Below are 21,219 nucleotides of genomic sequence, written 5' to 3' on the forward strand. Positions count from 1 at the left end.
ATTAAGATGTTATCTACTGTACGACCGTAGCTCAGTTGGTTAGAGCACCACCTTGACATGGTGGGGGTCGGTGGTTCGAGTCCACTCGGTCGTACCAATTCATGTTCTATAGACGTATATTGATGTCTATAACACGCTGAAAAGAAGAAATTCATCTTCCCCTATTCCAGTAAAATCTATCGAAATCCACTCAAATCCGATGACTTTAAGTACATGTTTAAGTCCATTTGAATGCGTATGACTTCGGTTCCAGATTGTTACTGTTATGCAATACCACCGAGAACCAAAATCCAGCTCTGATGCTAATCAGGAGCGATGATAATGGTACTTTCTGCTCTAGCTAGATCAATACCAGACAGAGACAGCCCTCCTCATCGTGAAGCGGGCATGCAACGACTCTGCCCGCACATGAAGACGCTATTTAAACAGCTTCTGAACAAATTCGCTGTAGGCCGGTCGCCAGACATCCATTTCATGGCCAAGATTCGGATAATGGCGGTAGTCAAACCGGATATTTTTCTGCTCCAGCTTGGTTTTCAGACCTGCGATATCCTTACCCGTGATGTTATCTGTTTCGCCAATCACCACCGTGAAATTCTTCAGTTGCTGATTAATCTGCTCAGGCCGCTCAAGCTGTGCAGCGACGGCTGTATTTGGCACCGTTACCGTTGTGACGCCGCTAAACGTGGCCAGCCAGCCGAAATGATCCAAATGGCTCATGCCGGATACCAGTGCCTGATAGCCGCCCTGAGACAATCCCGCCAGCGCCCTGCCGTTCGCATCCTGACGGACGTTAAAGCGTTTGCCGATCTCGGGGATAATGTCATAAATAAGCTCTCTGTCTGCTGCCAAGGCATTACGCGGATAGAACACTTTGCGGCGTTCCTGTGGTGGATAGTCTTCCGGGATAATGCCGGGAGCATCGGTTTCCGTATCAGGAATGACGACCAGCATCGGCTCAATCTTCTTCTCCGCCAGCAGGTTATCCATCATCTGCGGTATACGCCCCTGCACGACAGCCGACGCCCCCGTGTCGCCAAAGCCATGATAGAAGTACAGCACTGGCAATGGTTTTGACGATGCGCTATAGCCCGGCGGCGTCCAGACATACACCTGACGCTCTGCTTTCAATTCTTTCGAGTGATAAGTCAGCGTTCTCACCTCACCGTGTGGGACCTGACGCACATCCAGAATACTCCCCGGCACCAGAATCAGGCTGGTATTCACCTGACGCTGCGGTTTGGTAAACGCCGTGCCGGTATCGATGGTGCGAAAGCCATCCACGCTGAAAAAATATTCATACAGGTTCGGTGCCAGCGCTGACGTTTTGAAGGCCCATACACCAGATTCATCTTTTGTCATCGCATGGGATACGATGCTATCGGGTGTCGAACCGGTAAAAACACTGACCTGTTTCGCGGTTGGCGCAAACAGGCGGAAAGTGATGCTGCTATCGTCATTCACCGCCGTGACATACTGGCTCACAGGGACGGTTGCCGCAGGCATAACCGGAAAATCGGCAGGTAATGCAGAAACATTCATCGAGGTGCACATCAATGCGCCCGAAATCAAGCATGCTAAATAACCTACTTTCATTGTCTAATAACCTCATTTTGTCAGCTCATATGAGCATATTAATATTTGAATCTGAAATGTTTGTCTCTGATGATTTTTTTGATCTTTTTAGGATTCTGATCATTCCTCAGGTGAATTAAAATATCCTGCATGATGGGAATAGCATGATTTAAATGCAAAGCGAAACCATCACATAAATGATTTTTATTGGGACGCCCATCGGAAGAGAGGTTGAAGCGGTGTTTTGGGCACCCACCATTACAGACAGGACGAACGGAGCAACCTAGGCAATCTTTACTAATTCCATTCAGTTTATTCATACCAAAAGAGAGATTTTGATTCGAGTTAACCAATGCACTCAAATCATCATTATTCATATTTCCCAGCTTATTTTCTGGGTAAACAAAATGGTCGCAGGAATACACATCGCCATTTGATTCTACAATCAGATTACTGCCACACACCTCATTAATGACACACGCACTCGGTCTGCCCGTCATTTTTGTTAAGGTTTGTTCAAAATTCATCACGAAAACAGACCCAATATCATTTTGGATCCAATAGTCAAAGATCGTATTCAGAAATCTGCCATAGCTTTTCGCCGGCACTGACCACTCTGTCACGGCACATTGACCCGAAAAATCAGGCTGTATCAAGGTTAAACCATTGGCATCGGGTTGACTGGCTCGACGCTCAACCAGCGGAATAAACTGCATATAGCGGCTACCAATCCGTTTCAGGAACTTATAGACATCTATTGGCCTTTTTACATTTTCCGCATTGACTACCGTGAGCGTATTAAATTCAACCTTGTGACGCGTTAAGGCATTCAGGCCTTTCATTACGGCATCAAACGTACTCTTACCAGAGCGAGTAAGACGATAAGTATCATTACTGATGCGATCGCCATCGATCGAGAGTCCAACCAGAAAATTATTTTCCTTCAGGAAAACAGCCCAGTCATCATCGATATTCGTACCGTTTGTTTGGAAAAAATTATTGATCGACTTATTGCCTTTATAAATATTTTGTAGGCGGATTGCCTCTTTAAAAAAATCAATGCCCAACAGGGTGGGTTCTCCTCCCTGCCAGGGAAAATCAATCACATCACCACTCTGCTGAGTAATATTTTTCTTGACATAATTTTCCAATGTCACACCATTCATTTTCCAATGGCTTTTACGTTCAGGGTAAAGATGCTCTTTTTCAAGATAGAAACAGTATGAGCAATCAATGTTACAAACAGAACCTGATGGTTTTGCCATTAACTGAAAATTATCTATGTTTTTCATCATCACCCCACTGCTCTCTTTGCTTGCTCAGTACACTTTCATGGATGGCACAACGCTCCCGCTAACACCATCAACATTGCTAAAAATTTATAATTCTCAAAAAAAAACCAGAAACGCCCAAGTCATCATATGAACAAGGTTCGTCTCTGGTTTTGCCTACTTTACGTAGTTACAATCCAATAATAGAAAAATATCATATATTGCTATTTTCTCAATGCCTTCACCATAAAATTGTGACCGACATCCATTTACAGGAAAAAACGTATTCTAGCGATATGCACATCAAAAAAATCCATGCTTCAACATGGGTTTAATATATTATCTTTTCCTGCGGTCGTTTATCGCAATAACACTTTTATTTACCGATTACTGCTCTGCTTTTTTATTCATTAACTCTTTGACCATCTGATCAGCCTTTTCAAAGGAGGAAAAGACTTTTTCGCCATCAGCATCTTTGTTGACTGTTTCGGGGATGATACCCGAATACTTGTCACGAGGATTATCCCCACGCAACCACTCGCTTGGAAAGTCTGCCATTTTCTTACCATCGCCTTCGTAACGGAATACCTGGCCCTCTTTGGTTCTCGCGTTGTAAGGGATAATATTACGGCCTTGCTGATCTTTCAGTTCCATATACAGCTTTTTACGTAGCGCAATTTTCGTTTCAACCAGAGCGTTGTCTTTTGAATCAATCAAATTGTGCTTTTCATCTGGATCTTTCTTCATATCATACAGCTCTTCCTTATCCCATACGCCGTAGTACTGGATATATTTATATTCAGGGGTGCGGATGGCAAACATGGTTGGGGTATAAGGAAAGTCATATTCCCAGAAGTATTCATAGGCAAAGTAGTCTTTACGTTTTGCCTGTTTTTCTTTATCTGCTTTCAGGTTCAGGAAGCTGCTACCATCATAATTCTGCGGTTTTTCAACGCCTGCGGCCTCTAAGAATGTTGGCGCAATATCGATATTCGCAACTAAATCTTCAACAATCTCACCTTTGCCAAAACCAGGACCGGAAGCGATAAGTGGAACACGCATTGAGCTTTCATATGCCGTCCGTTTATCGATCAACCCATGCTCACCGAATGAAAAACCGTTGTCCCCCATCACCATCACTATAGTGTTTTTATCCAGCCCATTTTTCTTCAGCCATTCCTGTACTCGGCCAACACTATCATCAACGGAACGCAGGGTTTCATAGTAGTCACGCTGAAATTGCTGCATATCCATTTTTTTATTGTAGGGATAATCCACGCCGTGCCAACTGTTACGCTGGTTTTTAACCCACATCGGTTTGCCTTCATAATTTTCCAGCGTATCTGCATAGGTATCAGGTAATGGGAAAGTCACTTTATCCATCGAACCTTTATGTCTGATCGCCGGATAAAAATCTGAATGAACACCTTTATGTGACAGATACATCATGAAAGGTTTCTTCTTATCAAGGCCGTCTAACCAGTTAACTGCATAGTCGGTTAGCTCATCGGTAATATACCCTTTCTGTGGGACCATTTTCCCATCAATATTAAGTTTCGCCTGTTCACCAAACATATTTATCGGGTAATAATCTCCTTGTCCTAATAATCCAACCCAGCGATCAAAACCTGCGAACCCGGCTTTAGCCGTATGATCTGCACCGCCAAAATGCCATTTACCAAAAAAGCCCGTTTGGTAACCACTCTCTTTTAATTTCTCAGGGAAATAATGTAAACGGGACAAATCTGTCGGGTTATTGTCAGCCACACCATGATTATGCACGTACATTCCTGTCAAAATGCTGGCACGGCTTGGTGAACACAATGAAGTGGTGACGAAGGCATTTTTAAACCAGGTGCCATTCTTGGCAATTTCATCCATATGCGGCGTTTGGATTCTTTTATTGATAAAACCAAATGCGTCATACCGCTGATCATCTAATAAAATATAGACAATATTGGGTTGCAGAGCCGTTGTATTATTACCAGCCTGATTAGGTTGGGAGATTTCGGCTGCTAATAAAGGGCTGCTGAACGCTTGCATACAACATAATGCGATTGTGCTACGCGCAAACATGTTCATAAAAAACTCCTTACATCCCAGAAAATAACTAAAAAATCTGATAGAATGGTTCTAAATATTATCAGACCAGTTTATGGTGTAGGCATCCCTTTACCACTCATCTGAGTGGTAAAGGGCGCGATTAAATTACCACCACACTTCAGCCTGAACCCCGACCGTGAATTGATCTTTCTTACTGTCTGAGAAAGTATATTTTGATATTTCGTTATCCAACAGCTTTAAATACGTCCCATACAGACGAATTTCAGGACGAGAATTAAACAGGCTGGTATCAACTTTTAACGCATGATATAGCGTTGTTTTATAGGCTGATTCCTTGTAGTCAACACCATTTTGGTTTTTATTGGTTTGTGTAAACCAGCCTAACTCAACTCCGGTTTGATTGTATTTATCCCAAATATAAGCAGGTCTAACTACAGTACGGAAACTTTCATAGTCACTGTGCGCACCAGTTTCATAGCTATAAACATCATTACCTTTCGAATAAACCAAAGCATTACCAACAATCACATTGTCGCTCAGGTACATTTCACCTTGCGAAATCAATCGTATCGCGGTGCCATTGGTATGATCGCCATAATAATAACCATTGTACCCCATAAATGGGCTTACGCCAGAATAGCGAGAGAAACTGCTGGCAAATGAGTTATTTGCCGCCTGAACAGTAAATTCATTAAACCCACCGCGGTTTAAATTCTGCCGTAAAATAGCCGCAGCCAGCCATGCATCCTTAAGTTTGTAATACGTCTGATTGGCTTCATTATCCTTCTGCGTATCGTTCTTGTTTGCCATCGCATATTTACCCATCACCGACAGCGAAGCGCCATCCCACAGAGGAATACCTTTGTAGCGTAAATCGATTGAGTTGGTATTCATTTGCGTTTTATCTGTCAGATCTCGCGAGTAAACATTCAGATCCTCGCGAGTCAGAGAGACATCAATTTTACCCACCCCAGCATTCATATTTTCAATACCAACACCTGCAGCGGAATCTGTACGAATGCTTTTCCAATCCAGCATTTGTATTTCATATACCGGTAGTGCATGTTTCCCTACCCAGAAATCAGCTTCTGGTGCAAATGGCAGGAACCCTTTTGTCGTTAAATAAATATCTGAATATTGTAATTTATTTTCATTGGTACTATCGTCGCCAAACCAACCCGCTGAATAGGATTGTCCAACATTACCATCTAATTTAACGATCGCGTGTGCTGTTTTTCCATCTTGATTATAAACGCGTTGCTTCAGCAGCAGATCGAACCAACTGGTATGCTCATTACCAAAACGCCCCAACGAACCAATTGCATAGGATTTTGGTGAACCATTCGTTCCCGTCGCCCAGCCTGAGCGTAAATATCCAGAATAGGTAAATCCGATATCATCTTTAACGTATTTTGCTAATTCGTTTAAGGTCAGTTCTTGCCGTTGAGGTGCAGCCGCAGAATCCCCTGTGGACATGTTATTCTGTCCATTGGAAGCGACGTTTTTAGGCTGAGGAGTCGTTATAACGCTAATACTTTCTTTTCCCGTCAATGCCGTTTTCGTCTTTGCTTCTGTTCTCTGACGATCGTCAAAAACCATTTTGTATTGTTTGAGTTCATTCCTCGTTGACTGTAACTCTTTCTTATTGTCAGCCAGTTCTTTCTCTAGTAAAGCCAGGCGCTCTTCTACTGTTAATGTAGCAGCAATAGCACTATGAGAAAAAAATACAGACGACATCAGTAACACTATCGTTTTTACAGGAAATTTTTTACGCATAATTATTATCCGAGTAGGGTAAATTTTTAAATTGAAAACAGCATTCTTTCGACGCTAGCCGAAAGCCCGTCTATTTACATAAATCGTGTAAAATCGGAATGAACGTTTATATGATTTATATGTTTACTCAATCCCCTCCAGTTTCATTTTTTCTCCTGTATTTCCCCATGATGAATGAAAATGGCGATGTACACTCCAAAGAACAACACGACATCGCCATTAATAAACCACTAGATATATTAAAAATCACCTTAACCATAAATAGAACAAGGAGTAGACATCATTTATCAGCAATGATTTTATCTTCTTATTCACGACCTGACGTGCCTGAGTAATTTGCCCCATCTACACTGTCATTTTTTATTAGAACAAATACACTGAGCCACCGTCTTTCAGCCATTGGCGAAATTTATTTTTTTGCTCATCAGAAAGTAACGGCTTGGATACAGGTTTATCGTTCAATTCCATAAATTGCTCATTCTTCAACATGGGCCAGTCAGCCAGACCTGGGCCATTTGGATTACCTGTTCTAATAAAGTTTACCCAGTAACGTTGTACGGTATGAGATAGTTGCCTATCAACCGAGGTAAAAGGCCTGTTACCGACATCCAGCGTTCCGAAAACATAGGGTATTTCAGCACTGTGGAATGACTGGAATCGCTCTGCCAACGGACCAGGCTCTGTATGCGTGAAGCGATAACCATAAGCCGGTGCCGCCTCTTTGCCTCTTCCATCAGCCCAGTTGAGAATGCCGATCAGAGAAGCATCAGCTAACAACCGACGTATAGTGGACGGGACATCGCTATCAGATTTGACCGGATACATTTTTTCAAAATCAGCAGCAGATTGGGTGAAGCGTGTCGTCAGGTATTTTTTGTATTCATCACGGGTTGTGAGGTTCCAGACAGGGCTAAATGCGCTGGCTTCATCGTAATTAGCGCCCAACAATACGGGAACGCGGGTGTTTTGCGCGCTACCTGCCGGAATGAAATCACCATTATCTACCGGGAAAAAACGCGCTTCTTTACCAAGTTCATTCGCATTATGAATATCGAGCAGGCGTTCTGCGGTTAACGCTCTCAGTTCTTTAAGGGTGTGCGCGCCGGTCAGGTTAGCCACTTTTTCACCAAGCTGGTTAGCGTTATCAAGCGGGACCAGTTTTGTTAAAGACCACGCCGTACTTTCAGCAATCGCCCGAGCATACAATCCGTTAGCAGACGGCGCAGTGAGTAAGTGATGAATAGCTATCGCACCAGCCGATTGGCCAGCAATCGTAACCTGAGTCGGGTCCCCACCAAATTTCTCAATATTTTTATTGACCCATTTCAGAGCCGCAACCTGATCCATCATCCCAAACTGGCCAGAACCATCTTTTTCGGCATTGAGCATAGGGTGCGCAAGGAAGCCAAACACGCCAAGTCGATAGTTGATAGTGACAACAACGACGTCTCGTTTAGCCAAGTGCTGTCCATGATAGATGGGGACGTTCCCCGATCCTTGAGAAAATCCGCCACCATGTACCCAGACGACGACTGGCAGCCGAGCGTCAGATTTTATCGTTGGAGTCCAGACATTTAAATACAGGCAGTCTTCGCTAAAAGGCCCGTTGGCAAGATACTCCGCCGTCCACGGTATGACGATATTCGCTGGGAGCTGAGGTTGCATACAGCTTGCAGCAAATTTTGTTGCCTCCTTTATCCCCTGCCATGATGCCGTTGGCTGAGGTGCATGCCAACGCAGCGCACCCACCGGGGGTTTAGCGTAGGGGATACCTTTAAACGATATGATCCCGCCGTCCGTGCTACCACGCAGTTCCCCATCGTTGATACGCACGGTTGGCTCAACTGCAAATGCGCTAAGAGAGATTACCGTTATCAGGATAGGCAACATATATTTAAACATTCGTTCTACCTCCTGTTGATTCGCTTATAGCGCATTCATTCCAGAATGGGTTGTTCTAAGAATGAATGCGTAAATGACTCATCAATACGATGATTTATTTCAACGACGCTCCGTTAGAGGAAATCACCTCTTTGTACCAGTAGAAACTTTTCTTACGCCGGCGTTCTAAAGTGCCATTCCCTTCATCATCACGATCGACATAAATGAAGCCGTAGCGTTTCGACATTTCAGCTTTTGAGGCACTGACCAGATCGATCGGTCCCCAGCAGGTGTACCCCATCACGTCAACACCGTCCTCCAACGCTTCACCCACTTGATACAGATGATCGTTCAGGTATTTGATGCGATAGTCATCGTTAATGCTGCCATCGCTTTCCAGTTTATCTTTGGCACCCAAGCCATTTTCCACAATGAACAGCGGTTTTTGGTAACGGTCATATAAGTAGTTCAGCAAATACCGCAGCCCTTCAGGATCGATCTGCCAGCCCCATTCGGAACTTTCTAAATGCGGATTCGGCACCATATTCAAAATATTGCCACGCGCTTTCAGGTTCACTTCTTCATCGGTGGTGACACAGCCTGTCATGTAATAACTGAAAGAGATGAAATCGACAGTTTCTTTCAGCGATTGACGATCGTCTTCCGTGACCGTCAGCGTAATGCCGTGCTGTGCAAAGAAACGCTTCATGTATGCCGGGTAATATCCTCGGGTTTGTACATCGCCAAAGAACAGCCAGTCGCGATTCTGCTGCATCGTTTCCATGACATCCGCAGGCTTGCAGGTCAATGGATAGAACATAGAACCCAGCATCATATTGCCCACTTTGGCATCTGGGATGATTTCATGGCAGGCTTTTACCGCTTTAGCACTGGCAACCAACTGATGGTGAATGGCTTGATAGATATCCTGTTTGCTGCTGTCATTCCCCGTCGGCAAACCAATACCCGTAAATGGCGCATGCAATGCGCAGTTAATTTCGTTAAACGTCAGCCAGTATTTCACTTTATCTTTGTAGCGTTGGAATACCGTACGGGCGTAGCGTTCAAAGAATCCGATGGTTTCACGGCTTCCCCAACCACCGTAGTTTTTCACCAAACCGTATGGCATCTCATAATGTGACAACGTCACAAGAGGCTGAATGCCATATTTCGCCATTTCATCAAACAGGCGATCGTAAAAGGCCAGCCCGGCCTCGTTTGGCTGGGTTTCATCGCCTTGCGGGAAAATGCGCGTCCAGGCAATCGAGGTTCTCAGGCATTTGAATCCCATTTCAGCAAAGAGTGCGATATCTTCGGGATAGCGATGATAAAAATCGATCGCCGTGTCTTTAATGCCGCTGTCGCCCGGCGTGCGCATGGCAACTTCACCAAAAATACCCTGAGGTTGTAAATCAGACGTGGATAACCCTTTGCCGTCCGTTAAGTACGCACCTTCGACCTGATTAGCAGCAACTGCGCCGCCCCACAAGAATGTTTTTGGAAACTGATGGCTCATTTTTTCTCCTCCCAATTGGGTCGTAAATTTCAATTTCAGCGAATTAGCGTCAACAGCGCGCCTTGTTCCTGTACGGTGTTGCCAGTTGTAGGCAAAACATCAACGTAATCTTCACTATTTGTGATTATGACGGGCGTCGTCGTGTCATAACCCGCTTTCTCGATCGCCTGATAGTCAAACTCCACCAGAAGATCGCCCTGCTTCACGACATCGCCCGTCTTAATATGAGCAGTGAAATACTGACCATCCAATTTTACCGTGTCGATACCAACGTGAATCAGTACCTCTGCGCCCTCTTCCGATTCGAGGCCAATGGCATGATGAGTTTTGAACAATGAGGCAACCGTTCCATTGACAGGGGAAACAACACGCCCAGCCGATGGCTTAATCGCGATCCCTTTGCCCATTAATCCACTGGCAAACGTTTCATCGCCAACCTGCTCAAGTGGCAGAATTTCACCGGCGATGGGGCTAACAATGGCTTGCTGGCGAACTAAGGCGACCGGTTTTTGTTCCTGTACCGCTTCGCTCGGAGCGGTTTCTTTCACTGGCTCTTTTTTAAGCCCGAACAGATAACTGGCCAGTGCAGAGAAGAAAAACGAAATGGCCGTACCAATGATGGCGCCCCACACGCTGCTATCCATACCCGTTGATGGGATCATTTGCGTGAATGCGAAAACGCTAGGCAAACCGAAAGAGTATTGTGTCGCGCCGAAGAAGCCAGCAACCCCACCGCCCAGCGCCCCACCGATGCAGCCAAAGATAAACGGGCGACGTTGGGGCAGGTTTACACCGTAAATCGCCGGTTCGGTGATACCGAATATCGCCGCAGGGAACGCCGAGCCAGCGATACCTTTTAACTTAGCGTCACGAGTACGCAGGAATACGCCTAGCGCCGCCCCAGCTTGTGCAAACACCGCCGGCGTCAGCACCGCAATCAGCGTATCGTGACCCAGTGCGCTGAAGTTGTTGATCATGAGTGGAACAAAACCCCAATGAAGGCCAAACATCACAAACACCTGCCATAGCCCTCCCATGAAGCCGCCGGCAAGAGTTTGGTTGGCGCTATACATGACCTGATAGCCAGCAGCCAACTGATGACTCAGCCAGGTCGTTACCGGGCCAATCGCTAAAAACGTCAGCGGAACCGTGATGAGCAAACATAATGCAGGTGTGAAAAAGTTGCGGATATTGGCATGTAGGATTTTGTTCAGCGGCGTTTCCAGGCGGCATGAAACCCATGCTGCAAAAATAATAGGAATAACCGACGACGAATAATTAATAAAGGTAATGGGAATACCGAAAAAATGTAATGGCTGATAATTCGCCGCTGACATGGCATTAAATTCGGCTATCATCGTGGGATGGACTAATGCGCCGCCAATCGCCATCGTGACAAATGCATTACCGCCAAATTTTTTCCCGGCGGTATACCCAAGAATAATCGGAAAGAAATAAAACAACCCGTCACTAGCGGAAAATAGCAATTTATAGACACCGCTGCTATCCACCATCCATCCACAGGCAAGACTAAGCGCTAAAAAACCCTTCAATATCCCGGAAGCGGCCATAACGCCCATGAGTGGAGTAAATATACCTGCAACAATATCAATTAAGCGGGAAAGTATATTTTCCTTTTCACCACTATCCTGATTTTCAGTCGTCGCGTTCTCACTCATGCCGGAAACATTGAGCAAGTCCTGATAAACGTTACCGACGTGATTGCCCACCACGACCTGAAATTGCCCACCACTTTCAACGACCATGATTACGCCGCTGTTATTCTTCAGCGCAGCGGCATCCGCTTTTTTGTTATCTTTTAATTTAAAACGTAATCGAGTGGCGCAGTGTATCACGCTAATGATGTTGCCACGTCCACCGACACCATCGAGTATCTCATTTGCTAATGCTTTGTATTCCATCGTCTATCCTTAATGCTAAACAGACTTAAATATCAGTAAGTTAAGATTGCCAGTTCTGTTGAGACAAAAAAAAACCTAAATCGCTTTTCCCAATAAACATTGAGAAAACGATTTAGGTTTTGCCTGCCCGCCGAGACCAGCCTGACAGTAACAATCCTGCTTGTTTGTCAGTGCAATTTTTCGCACCGACAATAAATAACTACTTCATCTGACAGTTCACTTTCCACATATTCTATGTTTCCACTTTCATCATACGCAACATATTTACCTTACGACGTTGCTATTTTGTGATGAAAAGCAAATTAACAACATTATTCGCCATCTCCTGGCTCTTCTTTTTCCTGCCCCTCCGTTCGCACGCGCTCAATATGGATGGTTAAAAACATCAACTCTTCTTTCGTTAACGTGTAATGATACTTTTGAATAATATGTGCCTGTATTTTTTCCGCACAGCGATAAGACAGTTGATATCTTTCTTTCACGACATCATGCAGTGATTCATCATCACTAAATACGGTATTTTTCCCGATTAGCCGCTGAGAAAAAAATTTCAAATGCGTCACAAAGCGATGATAGCTCAATGCCTGCTCGTTATAATCCAGATTCAACTGATATTTTACAATATTCAGTATTTCCTGCATGATTTTGGTAATTTGCAATATTTCTGGCATTTCGCTGTCAAGTTGCGCATTCACCAAATGCAGAGCAATAAACCCAGCTTCATCCTCCGGTAGCCGCACAGCCAAACGCTGCGCAATAATATCCAGCGCTTCCAGACCGACAGCGAACTCTTTTGGATACAGGCGTTTTATTTCCCATAACAGCACATTACGGATATCCACCCCTTGCTTGTGACGCTCTATCGCAAAGTGGCAGTGATCCGTTAGGGAGATATAGACGCTGTTTTGCAATTTCCCCGGCAAACGATCTTTTGCCAGCAGAATAATCTTGTCTGCCGTCGTGATGACATCCATCGGGATTTCTGACAGCAGCTCCTGTAAGCGTGATGTCAACTCTCCGGACTTCATGACAAACACACGTTCAATCAGTGTTTCATCCAACAGATCGCCAGAATGCTTTTTGAAGCCTAACCCACGCCCCATCACAACCGACTCATTATTGTTTTCGTCGATTACGGTAACGACATTATTGTTGAGTATTTTGGCAATCTTCATTTTTCAAACCCTGGAAACAAAAAAACCAGACACCCGTAACAAGAACGAGAATCTGGTTTTGCCTGCTTGCGCAGTAACAATCCGTAATGGTAGATAACCTACCATCTGCATTCATCTTCTCAAGAAGAATGACACAAAAACGTGATACGGATCGATAGAAATACGTGCTGATTACACATATTTTCTTTATTTATTGTCAGCCGTTACAAGAATCAACCACCTGCCTGCGTTAGCCGTAATCATCATACGTATTCATGCAGTGGATTTCTTAGGCAGTTGCGCAACAAAGTTAGGTAAAAACACCAAATCGCTCAGTTTTTTGCGTAAACACGACAAAATATTCCATTTCCTACCTTTTACCTTCTTGTTTCTCGTCGCTTAATAACTATAATACGGAACGTCGTTTCAATTGAATGGTTTCAGCTAAGCAACGTGCCACTATCAATAACATTATTATCAACGGCATCATCCACGCGAATTCCGCTAACCTCATGCGGCGAGCGGTTACGCACTTCATCATCCATTCGTTACGATCATCTATACTTACCTCTTTTATACTGTGTCCTCATACCTTCTTTCCAGGGGCTCGCCTCGCCACTGGATAACCCGTTTTTTATCCATCACAACTTGTAGAAACTATCGTATGAAAAAGACAAAAATTGTTTGTACCATCGGGCCAAAAACAGAGTCAGAAGAAATGCTGGGCAACCTGCTGTCTGCTGGCATGAATGTCATGCGCCTGAATTTCTCTCACGGGGATTACGCAGAACACGGTCAACGCATTAAGAACCTGCGTGCCGTTATGGAAAAAACCGGTAAAAAAGCCGCTATCCTGCTTGATACCAAAGGCCCAGAAATCCGCACCATGAAGCTGGAAAACGGTGCCGACGTAACGCTGACTGCGGGTCAAACGTTCACGTTCACAACCGATCAAGGCATCGTAGGTAACAAGGATCGCGTCGCCGTAACCTACGCCGGATTTACTGAAGACCTCAGCGTAGGTAACACCGTTCTGGTTGATGACGGCTTGATCGGCATGCAGGTTACTGCAATCAACGGCAACGATGTCGTTTGTAAAGTGCTGAACAATGGCGATCTGGGCGAGAACAAAGGCGTTAACCTGCCAGGCGTTTCCATCCAGTTACCGGCTCTGGCCGAAAAAGACAAACGCGACCTGATTTTTGGTTGCGAACAAGGCGTCGATTTCGTTGCGGCATCCTTTATTCGTAAACGTTCTGACGTTGAAGAAATCCGCGCTCACCTGAAAGCACACGGCGGCGAACACATTCAGATTATCTCCAAGATCGAAAATCAGGAAGGCCTGAACAACTTCGACGAAATTCTGGAAGCCTCTGACGGTATCATGGTTGCCCGTGGCGATCTGGGCGTTGAGATTCCGGTTGAAGAAGTGATCTTCGCGCAGAAGATGATGATCGAAAAATGTAATAAGGCACGCAAAGTGGTGATCACCGCCACACAAATGCTGGATTCCATGATCAAAAACCCACGCCCTACCCGCGCTGAAGCAGGCGATGTCGCTAACGCCATCATCGACGGCACCGATGCCGTGATGCTGTCTGGTGAAAGTGCGAAAGGTAAATATCCGCTGGAGTCCGTTACCATTATGGCAACGATTTGTCAGCGTACTGATTCTGTGATGAAAAGCCGTTTAGATACCATCAAAACACCAGGCATACTGCGTATCACTGAAGCCGTCTGCCGTGGTGCAGTAGAAACCGCAGAAAATCTGAATGCACCACTGATTGTCGTTGCAACCAACGGCGGTAAGTCTGCTAAATCTATTCGTAAATATTTCCCGAATGCCCGCATTCTGGCGCTGACAACCAACGACGTCACCGCGCGTCAACTGCTGCTGAGCAAAGGGATTGACACGCTGCTGGTGAAGGAAATCGCCTCTACCGATGATTTCTACCGCATTGGTAAAGAAGCCGCGCTGAACACCGGTCACGCGCAAGCTGGCGATGTTGTTGTTATGGTCTCTGGCGCACTGGTTTCCAGCGGCACCACCAATACCGCTTCCGTACATCGCCTCTGATCCCAAACATCAGATCGATAAAAGCGCCTTTATGGCGCTTTTTTTATATTCTGAAACGACTTTCTACAGTGCGATAACCTAATTAATGCGATTGCGTAACACGCCGTTTTAATAGTCTAAAGCCTCGGAGTTATCCGATAAAAATAGCGCTGTTTTCCTTACTTTTTTAATGAATAGGTAAAACTCGCTGTTTCTTTGAGCGAACGATCAAAATTAAGCATGTTCTCATCAAAAATTTATTCTCATTAGAAAAAAGTTTGTGTAATACTTGTAACGCTACATGGAGATTAACTCAATCTAGAGGGTATTAATAATGAATCGTACTAAACTGGTACTGGGCGCGGTAATTCTGGGTTCTACTCTGCTGGCAGGTTGTTCCAGCAATGCTAAGATCGATCAACTGTCTTCTGACGTTCAGACTCTGAACGCTAAAGTTGACCAACTGAGCAACGACGTGAACGCAATCCGCTCTGACGTACAAGCTGCTAAAGACGACGCAGCTCGTGCTAACCAGCGTCTGGACAACCAAGTTCGTACTTACAAAAAGTAATCGAACTGGTTAAGTAGTGAAAATGGCGCACATTGTGCGCCATTTTTTTTGCCTTCATTTTGCTTGCTCTGCTTTCCTTTCAATCCGTTTTCCACGCTGCCGAACCCTATTCCACTCAGCCCTTCACCTCTGAGCCAGCACAGATGCGCCTAGACGCATCTGAACGGTTTATTTCGTCATTAACGAGCGGTGGTACTGATAGCGGTAATCGGCGCAGTCTGATGCGTATCAGGCGTTTCTGGCGCTGATTCTCCAGGGGGCTGGTAGGTATTAATATCTTGCCCTACGCTAACCACAATCGGCATGCCGGAACGGCGCACAATCGCATCAGCAACGGCTTTACTGTCCGTCTCCGCATCCTTAACAAACTTTTGCGTCTTCGCCGACAGCGGAATCTTCATCGTCTGTGGATCGTCCTTATCGGTCTTCGACAACGGCTGATGCACTTCAACGTAGCGTTTGCCGTCCGGTTCAACGGAGGTTTTAATCGCATCGTTAACGATCTGCACTCGTGTACCGACGGGCGCCTGGTCAAACAACGCCTTGATGTCATCAGCGCGCAGACGAATGCAGCCGGAACTTACGCGCATACCGATACCAAAATTCGCGTTTGTACCATGCAGCAGGTAAACGCCACCGTGTGCTGACAGGCGCAGGGCGTGTAGCCCCATCGGATTATCTGGACCAGCCGGAACCACTGCGGGCAGTTTAATGCCCTGCTCTTCGAGATAATGCTTACGAATATTCGCCGTTGGCGTCCAGGTCGGATTCTCACGTTTCTCACTAATGCTGGTCGTCATCAGCGGCGTAGTACGTCCCAGTTGACCGATGCCAATCGGGTAAACGATGACAGTGTTCTTCCCTTTCGGGTAGTAATAGAGACGTAGTTCCGCCAGATTGACCACTATGCCTTCACGCGGGGTGTCCGGCAGTAGCATTTGTGTCGGGACCGTGAGTGTAGAACCCGCAGTCGGCAGATAAGGATCCACGCCAGGATTCGCTTCCATCATGCCCAATAGGCCAATCTTGAAATCCGCAGCGATAGCTTCCAGTGGACGACCATCATTGGGGACCGTGTAAGCGATATTTTCGCCGATAAGGCGGCTATTGGGTGGCGGTAACGGATATTCCGTCGCTTTGGCGGCTGTGCTTGCCAGATATGTCGCAAAGGCCATACCAAGTAAAGTTAACGCGCGTTTCATATTAGGATCCCTACATCACGTCTAACATATTAATTATCAACAACATCCGGTCTATACCCAGAATGCCGTATTCGGCTATACCCTGTTTACCCGTCATGCTTCAAGCTGGCGATGTCTTCGCTTCGCGGCAACCTGAGTTATTCAGGGGATTTCTCGTGTTAATACGGTTATTGCTGCCCTTTTCCACCGAACGTGGGTATATATTAGCATTGTTGTAACAAAAGAATATTTTATTTAAAAATCAATCTATTGATATTCAATTCTTTACAAAGCAGAGTCAGCATAAAATTTAACGGGAAATAAATATACGGGATGAATTCTGAAATATCAGCGAGTTAATAAATGAAAGGAAATACAATACTGTACCGCAGGTAAACATCGATAAACAAAAAGGCACTGGACGTTATTTTCGTCACAGCGCCTTACATGCAGAAGAACCAGAAAAATTAGATCAATGCCGCAGCATGTGCACGAATCGCACGCAGCATCGCCTCAAGCCCCTGAGAGCGGGATGGCGTCAAGTGTTGATTCAACGCCAGCGATTCAAAGAATGGCCGCACATCCAGCTCAACAATCTCCCGCGCTGTCAGCCCGTGATACAGGCTGAAAACCACCGCAATCAGCCCCTTCACAATCGCGGCATCGCTATCGCCGTGCAGGACGATAATGCCCTGCTCATCAGGCTGCGCCACAATCCAAACCTGACTCTGGCACCCGGCAATCAGGTTATCCGAATTGCGCCACTCATCCGGCAGCGGATCAAGACGTTCACCTAACTCAATGATATAGAGATACTTTTCTTCCCAATCATTACAACGCGCAAAATTGCGCGCCAGTTTCTGCGGTTCTGGCAGACTCGCCATGTTTTCCTCCCCGAACAGTACGCGCGCGGCGCTTAACTGCCCAGTAATCGATGGATACGTTGCAATCCGGCAACCAGCCGGTCAATTTCTTCGCGTGTAGTATAAACGGCCAGCGAGGCGCGGCACATACTGGGAACACCATAGTGTTCCATCAGCGGCATCGCGCAGTGGTGGCCGGTGCGAATCGCAATACCGTACCGATCGAGGAAACTTCCGACATCATAGGCGTGGTGCTGCCCAAGATTAAATGCAATAACGCCGTGACGCTCAGCGGGGCCGTACAACGTCAGGTCAGGCACCTGCGTTAACGCTTCCAGCGCGTACTGCATCAGCGAGGATTCATAACGTTGAATGTCTTCACGTCCCAGCGCGGTCATATAGTCCAACGCGGCACCTAAGCCCATGATACCGCCCGTATTGGGCGAACCCGCTTCAAAGCGCCACGGTGAATCAGCATAGGTGGTGCCCGTACGCAGGCTAACCTGACGAATCATCGCCCCGCCGCCTTCCCACGGCGGCATGGCCTGAAGCAGATCGCGCTTGCCATACAGCACACCGATACCGGACGGGCCATAAATCTTATGTCCTGAGAAGACAAAGAAATCGCAGTCCAGATCCTGTACATCAACAGGTTGGTGCATAATCGACTGCGCACCATCGACCAATACCACCGCGCCCGCCGCTTTTGCCTGTGCAATCATGGCCTTCACCGGGTTCAATGTACCCAGCACGTTGGATACCTGCGTCACTGCCAGCAGGCGAGTACGCTCATCCAGCAGGGTGGGAAGCTGCGCAACATCCAGCGTGCCATCGTCGGCTAGCGGCAATACACGCACCTCAACGCCACGCGCTTGTGCCAGCATCTGCCAGGGAACAATATTCGCGTGATGTTCCATCTCGGTGATAATCAGGTTATCGCCCGGCTGGATGAAGGTACGGCCATAGCTGTTAGCCACCAGATTGATGGCTTCCGTCGTCCCGCGTACAAAGACGATCTCTTCTACCGACGCGGCATTGATAAAGGAGGCTACCTTTTCACGCACGGCTTCCATCGCGCTGGTCGCCTGTGCGCTCAGCGTATGAATGCCGCGATGCACCGCGGCATATTCATGACGATAGAATTCTGCTTCGCGATTGATAACCGAATGCGGCTTTTGCGCACTCGCCGCGCTATCAAGATAGGCTAACGGCTGACCGTTAACCTCACTTGCCAGCACCGGAAAATCGGCTCTAACCCGCTCAATGGGATAACTCATCATACCGCCTTGCCGGCATTCGCCAGCGCATTTGGCAAACGCTGCGCGATACGTTGCAGAACCACATCTCGCAGAGACTCGTTTTCAATCGCTTCTGTGACCTCCGCCGCAAAAGCGAAGATGATCATCTGCTGCGCATCCTGCTGCGTAATCCCGCGAGAGCGCAGATAGAACAGTTGCTCTTCATCCATACGGCCAATAGTGGCACCGTGGCTGCACTTCACATCATCCGCATAGATTTCAAGCTGTGGCTTGGTGTCGACCTCAGCCAGACGGCCCAGCAGCAGGTTGTTGTTGGTCATCTGACCGTCGGTTTTCAGCGCATGCGGCGCAACCTTGATCATGCCGTTAAATACCGCTTTGGCACGATCATTGACGATGACTTTATGCAACTGGCGGCTTTCGCCATAGCCCTGATTATGCTCCAGATACGTTCGCGTATCGCACACTTCACTGCCGACAGGCAGAATCAGGCTGTTCATGGACAGATTGGTGCCTTCGCCGTTCAACTGACCGCTGGTGTTATGGCGCGTCAACCCCGCACCCAGCAGGAAGCTATGGCTGCAAACGCGCGCATCGCGTGCTAATACCAGATCGTTATGCGCAAAGTGGTAGCTCGCCGCCGCTTCAAACGCCAGCTTATAGTGGCTAACCTGGCTATTTTCCGCCGCATTTACCGTCAGGCGCGCGCCAGTGAAGTGGGCATGTTCATTCAGGCTGACATAATGCTCGATAATTTCCGCACTCGCGCCACGCTCAACGTTTAGATGATGACGATGATGAACGGTGTTCAAGGCCGACGCCTGGCTGCTGTTGATATGCAGCAGATAAAGCGGTTTTTCCGCCTGCTGCCCGGCAGCCAGACGAATCAGCGTACTTTCGCTGGCCAAACTTTCGGTCAGATGCAGGAACACTTCAGACTGAATGGCAGCGGGCAGCACGCCATGCGCACGCGATGCCTGTACATCAACCTGATAAGGCCCCCAAGCGCTGTCGCTGAGTTCAGCGTTAAACACGCCATCGACAAACACCAGACGCCAGCTATCCACTGGCAAGGCCAATGCATCCACCGTCGCACGATCGATAGACTGTGCCTGCGGGGCGACAAATGCGTTGCTCAGCAAGCCATCCAGCGGCGTGTATTTCCAGTGCTCATGCTTACGGTGCGGTAAGCCAAGGCGTATCACGTCCTGCCAGTGTTGGTTTGCATCTTCAGAACGGCGTGACGCATCACGCTCAAACAGGCTATGCCATTGCTGCAACGCCTGTTCCTGCTTCTGTGCGACGCTGGTTTTACCCGCCACGTTATTGTTCGTCACCTTATTGCTCGTCGGTAAGCCAGCCATAGCCTTGCTCCTCCAACTGTTTCACCAGCGAGAAATCCCCCGATTTCACAATGCGCCCTTGATACAGAACGTGAACGTGATCCGGTTTGATGTAATCCAGAATACGCTGGTAGTGTGTGACGATGATGAACGAGCGTTTACCGTCGCGCAGAGAGTTTACGCCGTTGGAGACGATCTTCAGCGCATCGATATCCAGACCGGAGTCGGTTTCATCCAGAATGCACAGATCCGGCTCCAGCGCCGCCATTTGCAGAATATCGTTACGCTTTTTCTCGCCGCCGGAGAAGCCCACGTTGACCGAACGGGTCAGCAAATCTTCCGGCATATTCAACAGCTTGATTTTCTCTTCGATGAAGTCGGCGAAATCAAAGCGATCCAGCGGTTCCTGCTCGCGGTATTTACGCACCGCGTTAACAGAGGTTTGCAGGAAGAACTGGTTGCTGACGCCAGGGATCTCTACCGGATACTGAAACGCCATGAAGACGCCTTCTCCCGCACGATCTTCTGGAGACAACTCCAGCAGATCTTTTCCTTTGAACGTCACCGAACCGTCGGTGATTTCATATTCTTCACGTCCAGCCAGCGTCGCGGAGAGGGTACTTTTACCTGATCCGTTCGGCCCCATAATCGCGTGAACTTCACCGGGTTTAATCGTGAGATTAAGCCCTTTGATGATCGCTTTGCCTTCTACGCTGACTTTTAAATTTTCGATGCTTAACATGCTTATTCCTTCCAACGCTCAATGTGGTGAGCGCTTAATGAATTC

At 47.0% G+C, this 21,219-nt stretch carries 15 protein-coding genes and 1 tRNA gene; 3 read left to right on the plus strand and 13 right to left on the minus strand.

The genetic code is table 11. The annotated features are described in order from the left end of the window. The first annotated feature begins 20 nt into the window (after positions 1 to 20). A tRNA-Val gene (locus OI69_RS14170) sits at positions 21 to 97 on the plus strand. Positions 98 to 417: 320 nt separating this feature from the next. On the opposite strand, the gene OI69_RS14175 is transcribed toward OI69_RS14170, so the two are convergent. The 8 genes from OI69_RS14175 to licT all read right to left on the minus strand — a co-directional run bounded on the left by OI69_RS14175 (position 418) and on the right by licT (position 13,180). Next, entirely contained in the window at positions 418 to 1,596 is a 1,179-nt protein-coding gene (locus OI69_RS14175; RefSeq protein ID WP_039351705.1) for an alpha/beta hydrolase-fold protein, read from the minus strand. 38 nt (positions 1,597 to 1,634) lie between these two features. Then, on the minus strand, positions 1,635 to 2,870 hold the full coding sequence (locus OI69_RS14180; protein WP_039351706.1) for an anaerobic sulfatase maturase: 1,236 nt from the start codon (positions 2,868 to 2,870) through the stop codon (positions 1,635 to 1,637). Positions 2,871 to 3,233: 363 nt separating this feature from the next. After that, entirely contained in the window at positions 3,234 to 4,928 is a 1,695-nt protein-coding gene (locus OI69_RS14185) for a sulfatase family protein (protein ID WP_039351708.1), read from the minus strand. A gap of 126 nt (positions 4,929 to 5,054) precedes the next feature. Beyond that, positions 5,055 to 6,689 carry a carbohydrate porin gene (locus OI69_RS14190; RefSeq protein WP_407668774.1) on the minus strand — a complete coding sequence of 545 codons (1,635 nt, stop codon included), beginning with the start codon at positions 6,687 to 6,689 and terminating at the stop codon, positions 5,055 to 5,057. A 360-nt stretch (positions 6,690 to 7,049) separates the two neighbouring features. Continuing rightward, positions 7,050 to 8,588 (minus strand): carboxylesterase/lipase family protein, encoded by a 1,539-nt coding sequence (locus OI69_RS14195; protein ID WP_052198385.1) that lies wholly within the window; start codon positions 8,586 to 8,588, stop codon positions 7,050 to 7,052. A gap of 94 nt (positions 8,589 to 8,682) precedes the next feature. Continuing rightward, the gene (locus OI69_RS14200; protein WP_039351712.1) at positions 8,683 to 10,083 is read right to left on the minus strand and encodes a glycoside hydrolase family 1 protein; all 1,401 of its coding nucleotides are present in this window, start codon (positions 10,081 to 10,083) and stop codon (positions 8,683 to 8,685) included. A 35-nt stretch (positions 10,084 to 10,118) separates the two neighbouring features. Next, on the minus strand, positions 10,119 to 12,005 hold the full coding sequence (gene bglF / locus OI69_RS14205) for a PTS beta-glucoside transporter subunit IIABC (protein ID WP_039351714.1): 1,887 nt from the start codon (positions 12,003 to 12,005) through the stop codon (positions 10,119 to 10,121). A 311-nt stretch (positions 12,006 to 12,316) separates the two neighbouring features. Beyond that, on the minus strand, positions 12,317 to 13,180 hold the full coding sequence (licT, locus tag OI69_RS14210) for a BglG family transcription antiterminator LicT (protein ID WP_039351716.1): 864 nt from the start codon (positions 13,178 to 13,180) through the stop codon (positions 12,317 to 12,319). 643 nt (positions 13,181 to 13,823) lie between these two features. Here licT and pykF point away from each other — a divergent pair. Further along, positions 13,824 to 15,236: a pyruvate kinase PykF gene (pykF, locus tag OI69_RS14215; RefSeq protein WP_039351718.1), complete on the plus strand. Its 1,413-nt coding sequence runs from the start codon at positions 13,824 to 13,826 to the stop codon at positions 15,234 to 15,236. 313 nt (positions 15,237 to 15,549) lie between these two features. Next, the gene (locus tag OI69_RS14220) at positions 15,550 to 15,786 is read left to right on the plus strand and encodes a major outer membrane lipoprotein (protein ID WP_005970385.1); all 237 of its coding nucleotides are present in this window, start codon (positions 15,550 to 15,552) and stop codon (positions 15,784 to 15,786) included. A gap of 179 nt (positions 15,787 to 15,965) precedes the next feature. On the opposite strand, the gene OI69_RS14225 is transcribed toward OI69_RS14220, so the two are convergent. From OI69_RS14225 to sufC, 5 genes are all read right to left on the minus strand, one after another. Then, on the minus strand, positions 15,966 to 16,988 hold the full coding sequence (locus tag OI69_RS14225) for a L,D-transpeptidase family protein (protein ID WP_039351719.1): 1,023 nt from the start codon (positions 16,986 to 16,988) through the stop codon (positions 15,966 to 15,968). Positions 16,989 to 17,434: 446 nt separating this feature from the next. Beyond that, the gene (sufE, locus tag OI69_RS14230) at positions 17,435 to 17,851 is read right to left on the minus strand and encodes a cysteine desulfuration protein SufE (protein ID WP_039351722.1); all 417 of its coding nucleotides are present in this window, start codon (positions 17,849 to 17,851) and stop codon (positions 17,435 to 17,437) included. 32 nt (positions 17,852 to 17,883) lie between these two features. Next, positions 17,884 to 19,107 carry a cysteine desulfurase SufS gene (gene sufS / locus OI69_RS14235; RefSeq protein WP_039351724.1) on the minus strand — a complete coding sequence of 408 codons (1,224 nt, stop codon included), beginning with the start codon at positions 19,105 to 19,107 and terminating at the stop codon, positions 17,884 to 17,886. Further along, a complete protein-coding gene (gene sufD / locus OI69_RS14240) occupies positions 19,107 to 20,453 on the minus strand; it encodes a Fe-S cluster assembly protein SufD (RefSeq protein WP_039351726.1) in 1,347 nt (448 codons plus the stop codon). The genes sufS and sufD overlap by 1 nt, the downstream gene beginning before the upstream one ends. Beyond that, the gene (sufC, locus tag OI69_RS14245; protein ID WP_039351728.1) at positions 20,428 to 21,174 is read right to left on the minus strand and encodes a Fe-S cluster assembly ATPase SufC; all 747 of its coding nucleotides are present in this window, start codon (positions 21,172 to 21,174) and stop codon (positions 20,428 to 20,430) included. The genes sufD and sufC overlap by 26 nt, the downstream gene beginning before the upstream one ends. Between the last annotated feature and the right edge of the window lie 45 nt (positions 21,175 to 21,219).

The organism is Pectobacterium fontis, assembly GCF_000803215.1.
GTDB classification, from domain to species: Bacteria; Pseudomonadota; Gammaproteobacteria; order Enterobacterales; family Enterobacteriaceae; genus Pectobacterium; species Pectobacterium fontis.

What these genes read in the sequence shown, in the direction of transcription:
- sufE (WP_039351722.1), bottom strand. Translation starts at nt 17,851, where the DNA reads ATGGCGAGTCTGCCAGAACCGCAGAAACTGGCGCGCAATTTTGCGCGT.
- licT (WP_039351716.1), bottom strand. Translation starts at nt 13,180, where the DNA reads ATGAAGATTGCCAAAATACTCAACAATAATGTCGTTACCGTAATCGAC.
- OI69_RS14200 (WP_039351712.1), bottom strand. Translation starts at nt 10,083, where the DNA reads ATGAGCCATCAGTTTCCAAAAACATTCTTGTGGGGCGGCGCAGTTGCT.
- sufC (WP_039351728.1), bottom strand. Translation starts at nt 21,174, where the DNA reads ATGTTAAGCATCGAAAATTTAAAAGTCAGCGTAGAAGGCAAAGCGATC.
- sufD (WP_039351726.1), bottom strand. Translation starts at nt 20,453, where the DNA reads ATGGCTGGCTTACCGACGAGCAATAAGGTGACGAACAATAACGTGGCG.
- OI69_RS14175 (WP_039351705.1), bottom strand. Translation starts at nt 1,596, where the DNA reads ATGAAAGTAGGTTATTTAGCATGCTTGATTTCGGGCGCATTGATGTGC.
- pykF (WP_039351718.1), top strand. Translation starts at nt 13,824, where the DNA reads ATGAAAAAGACAAAAATTGTTTGTACCATCGGGCCAAAAACAGAGTCA.
- OI69_RS14180 (WP_039351706.1), bottom strand. Translation starts at nt 2,870, where the DNA reads ATGATGAAAAACATAGATAATTTTCAGTTAATGGCAAAACCATCAGGT.
- sufS (WP_039351724.1), bottom strand. Translation starts at nt 19,107, where the DNA reads ATGAGTTATCCCATTGAGCGGGTTAGAGCCGATTTTCCGGTGCTGGCA.
- OI69_RS14220 (WP_005970385.1), top strand. Translation starts at nt 15,550, where the DNA reads ATGAATCGTACTAAACTGGTACTGGGCGCGGTAATTCTGGGTTCTACT.
- OI69_RS14185 (WP_039351708.1), bottom strand. Translation starts at nt 4,928, where the DNA reads ATGAACATGTTTGCGCGTAGCACAATCGCATTATGTTGTATGCAAGCG.
- bglF (WP_039351714.1), bottom strand. Translation starts at nt 12,005, where the DNA reads ATGGAATACAAAGCATTAGCAAATGAGATACTCGATGGTGTCGGTGGA.
- OI69_RS14225 (WP_039351719.1), bottom strand. Translation starts at nt 16,988, where the DNA reads ATGAAACGCGCGTTAACTTTACTTGGTATGGCCTTTGCGACATATCTG.
- OI69_RS14195 (WP_052198385.1), bottom strand. Translation starts at nt 8,588, where the DNA reads ATGTTTAAATATATGTTGCCTATCCTGATAACGGTAATCTCTCTTAGC.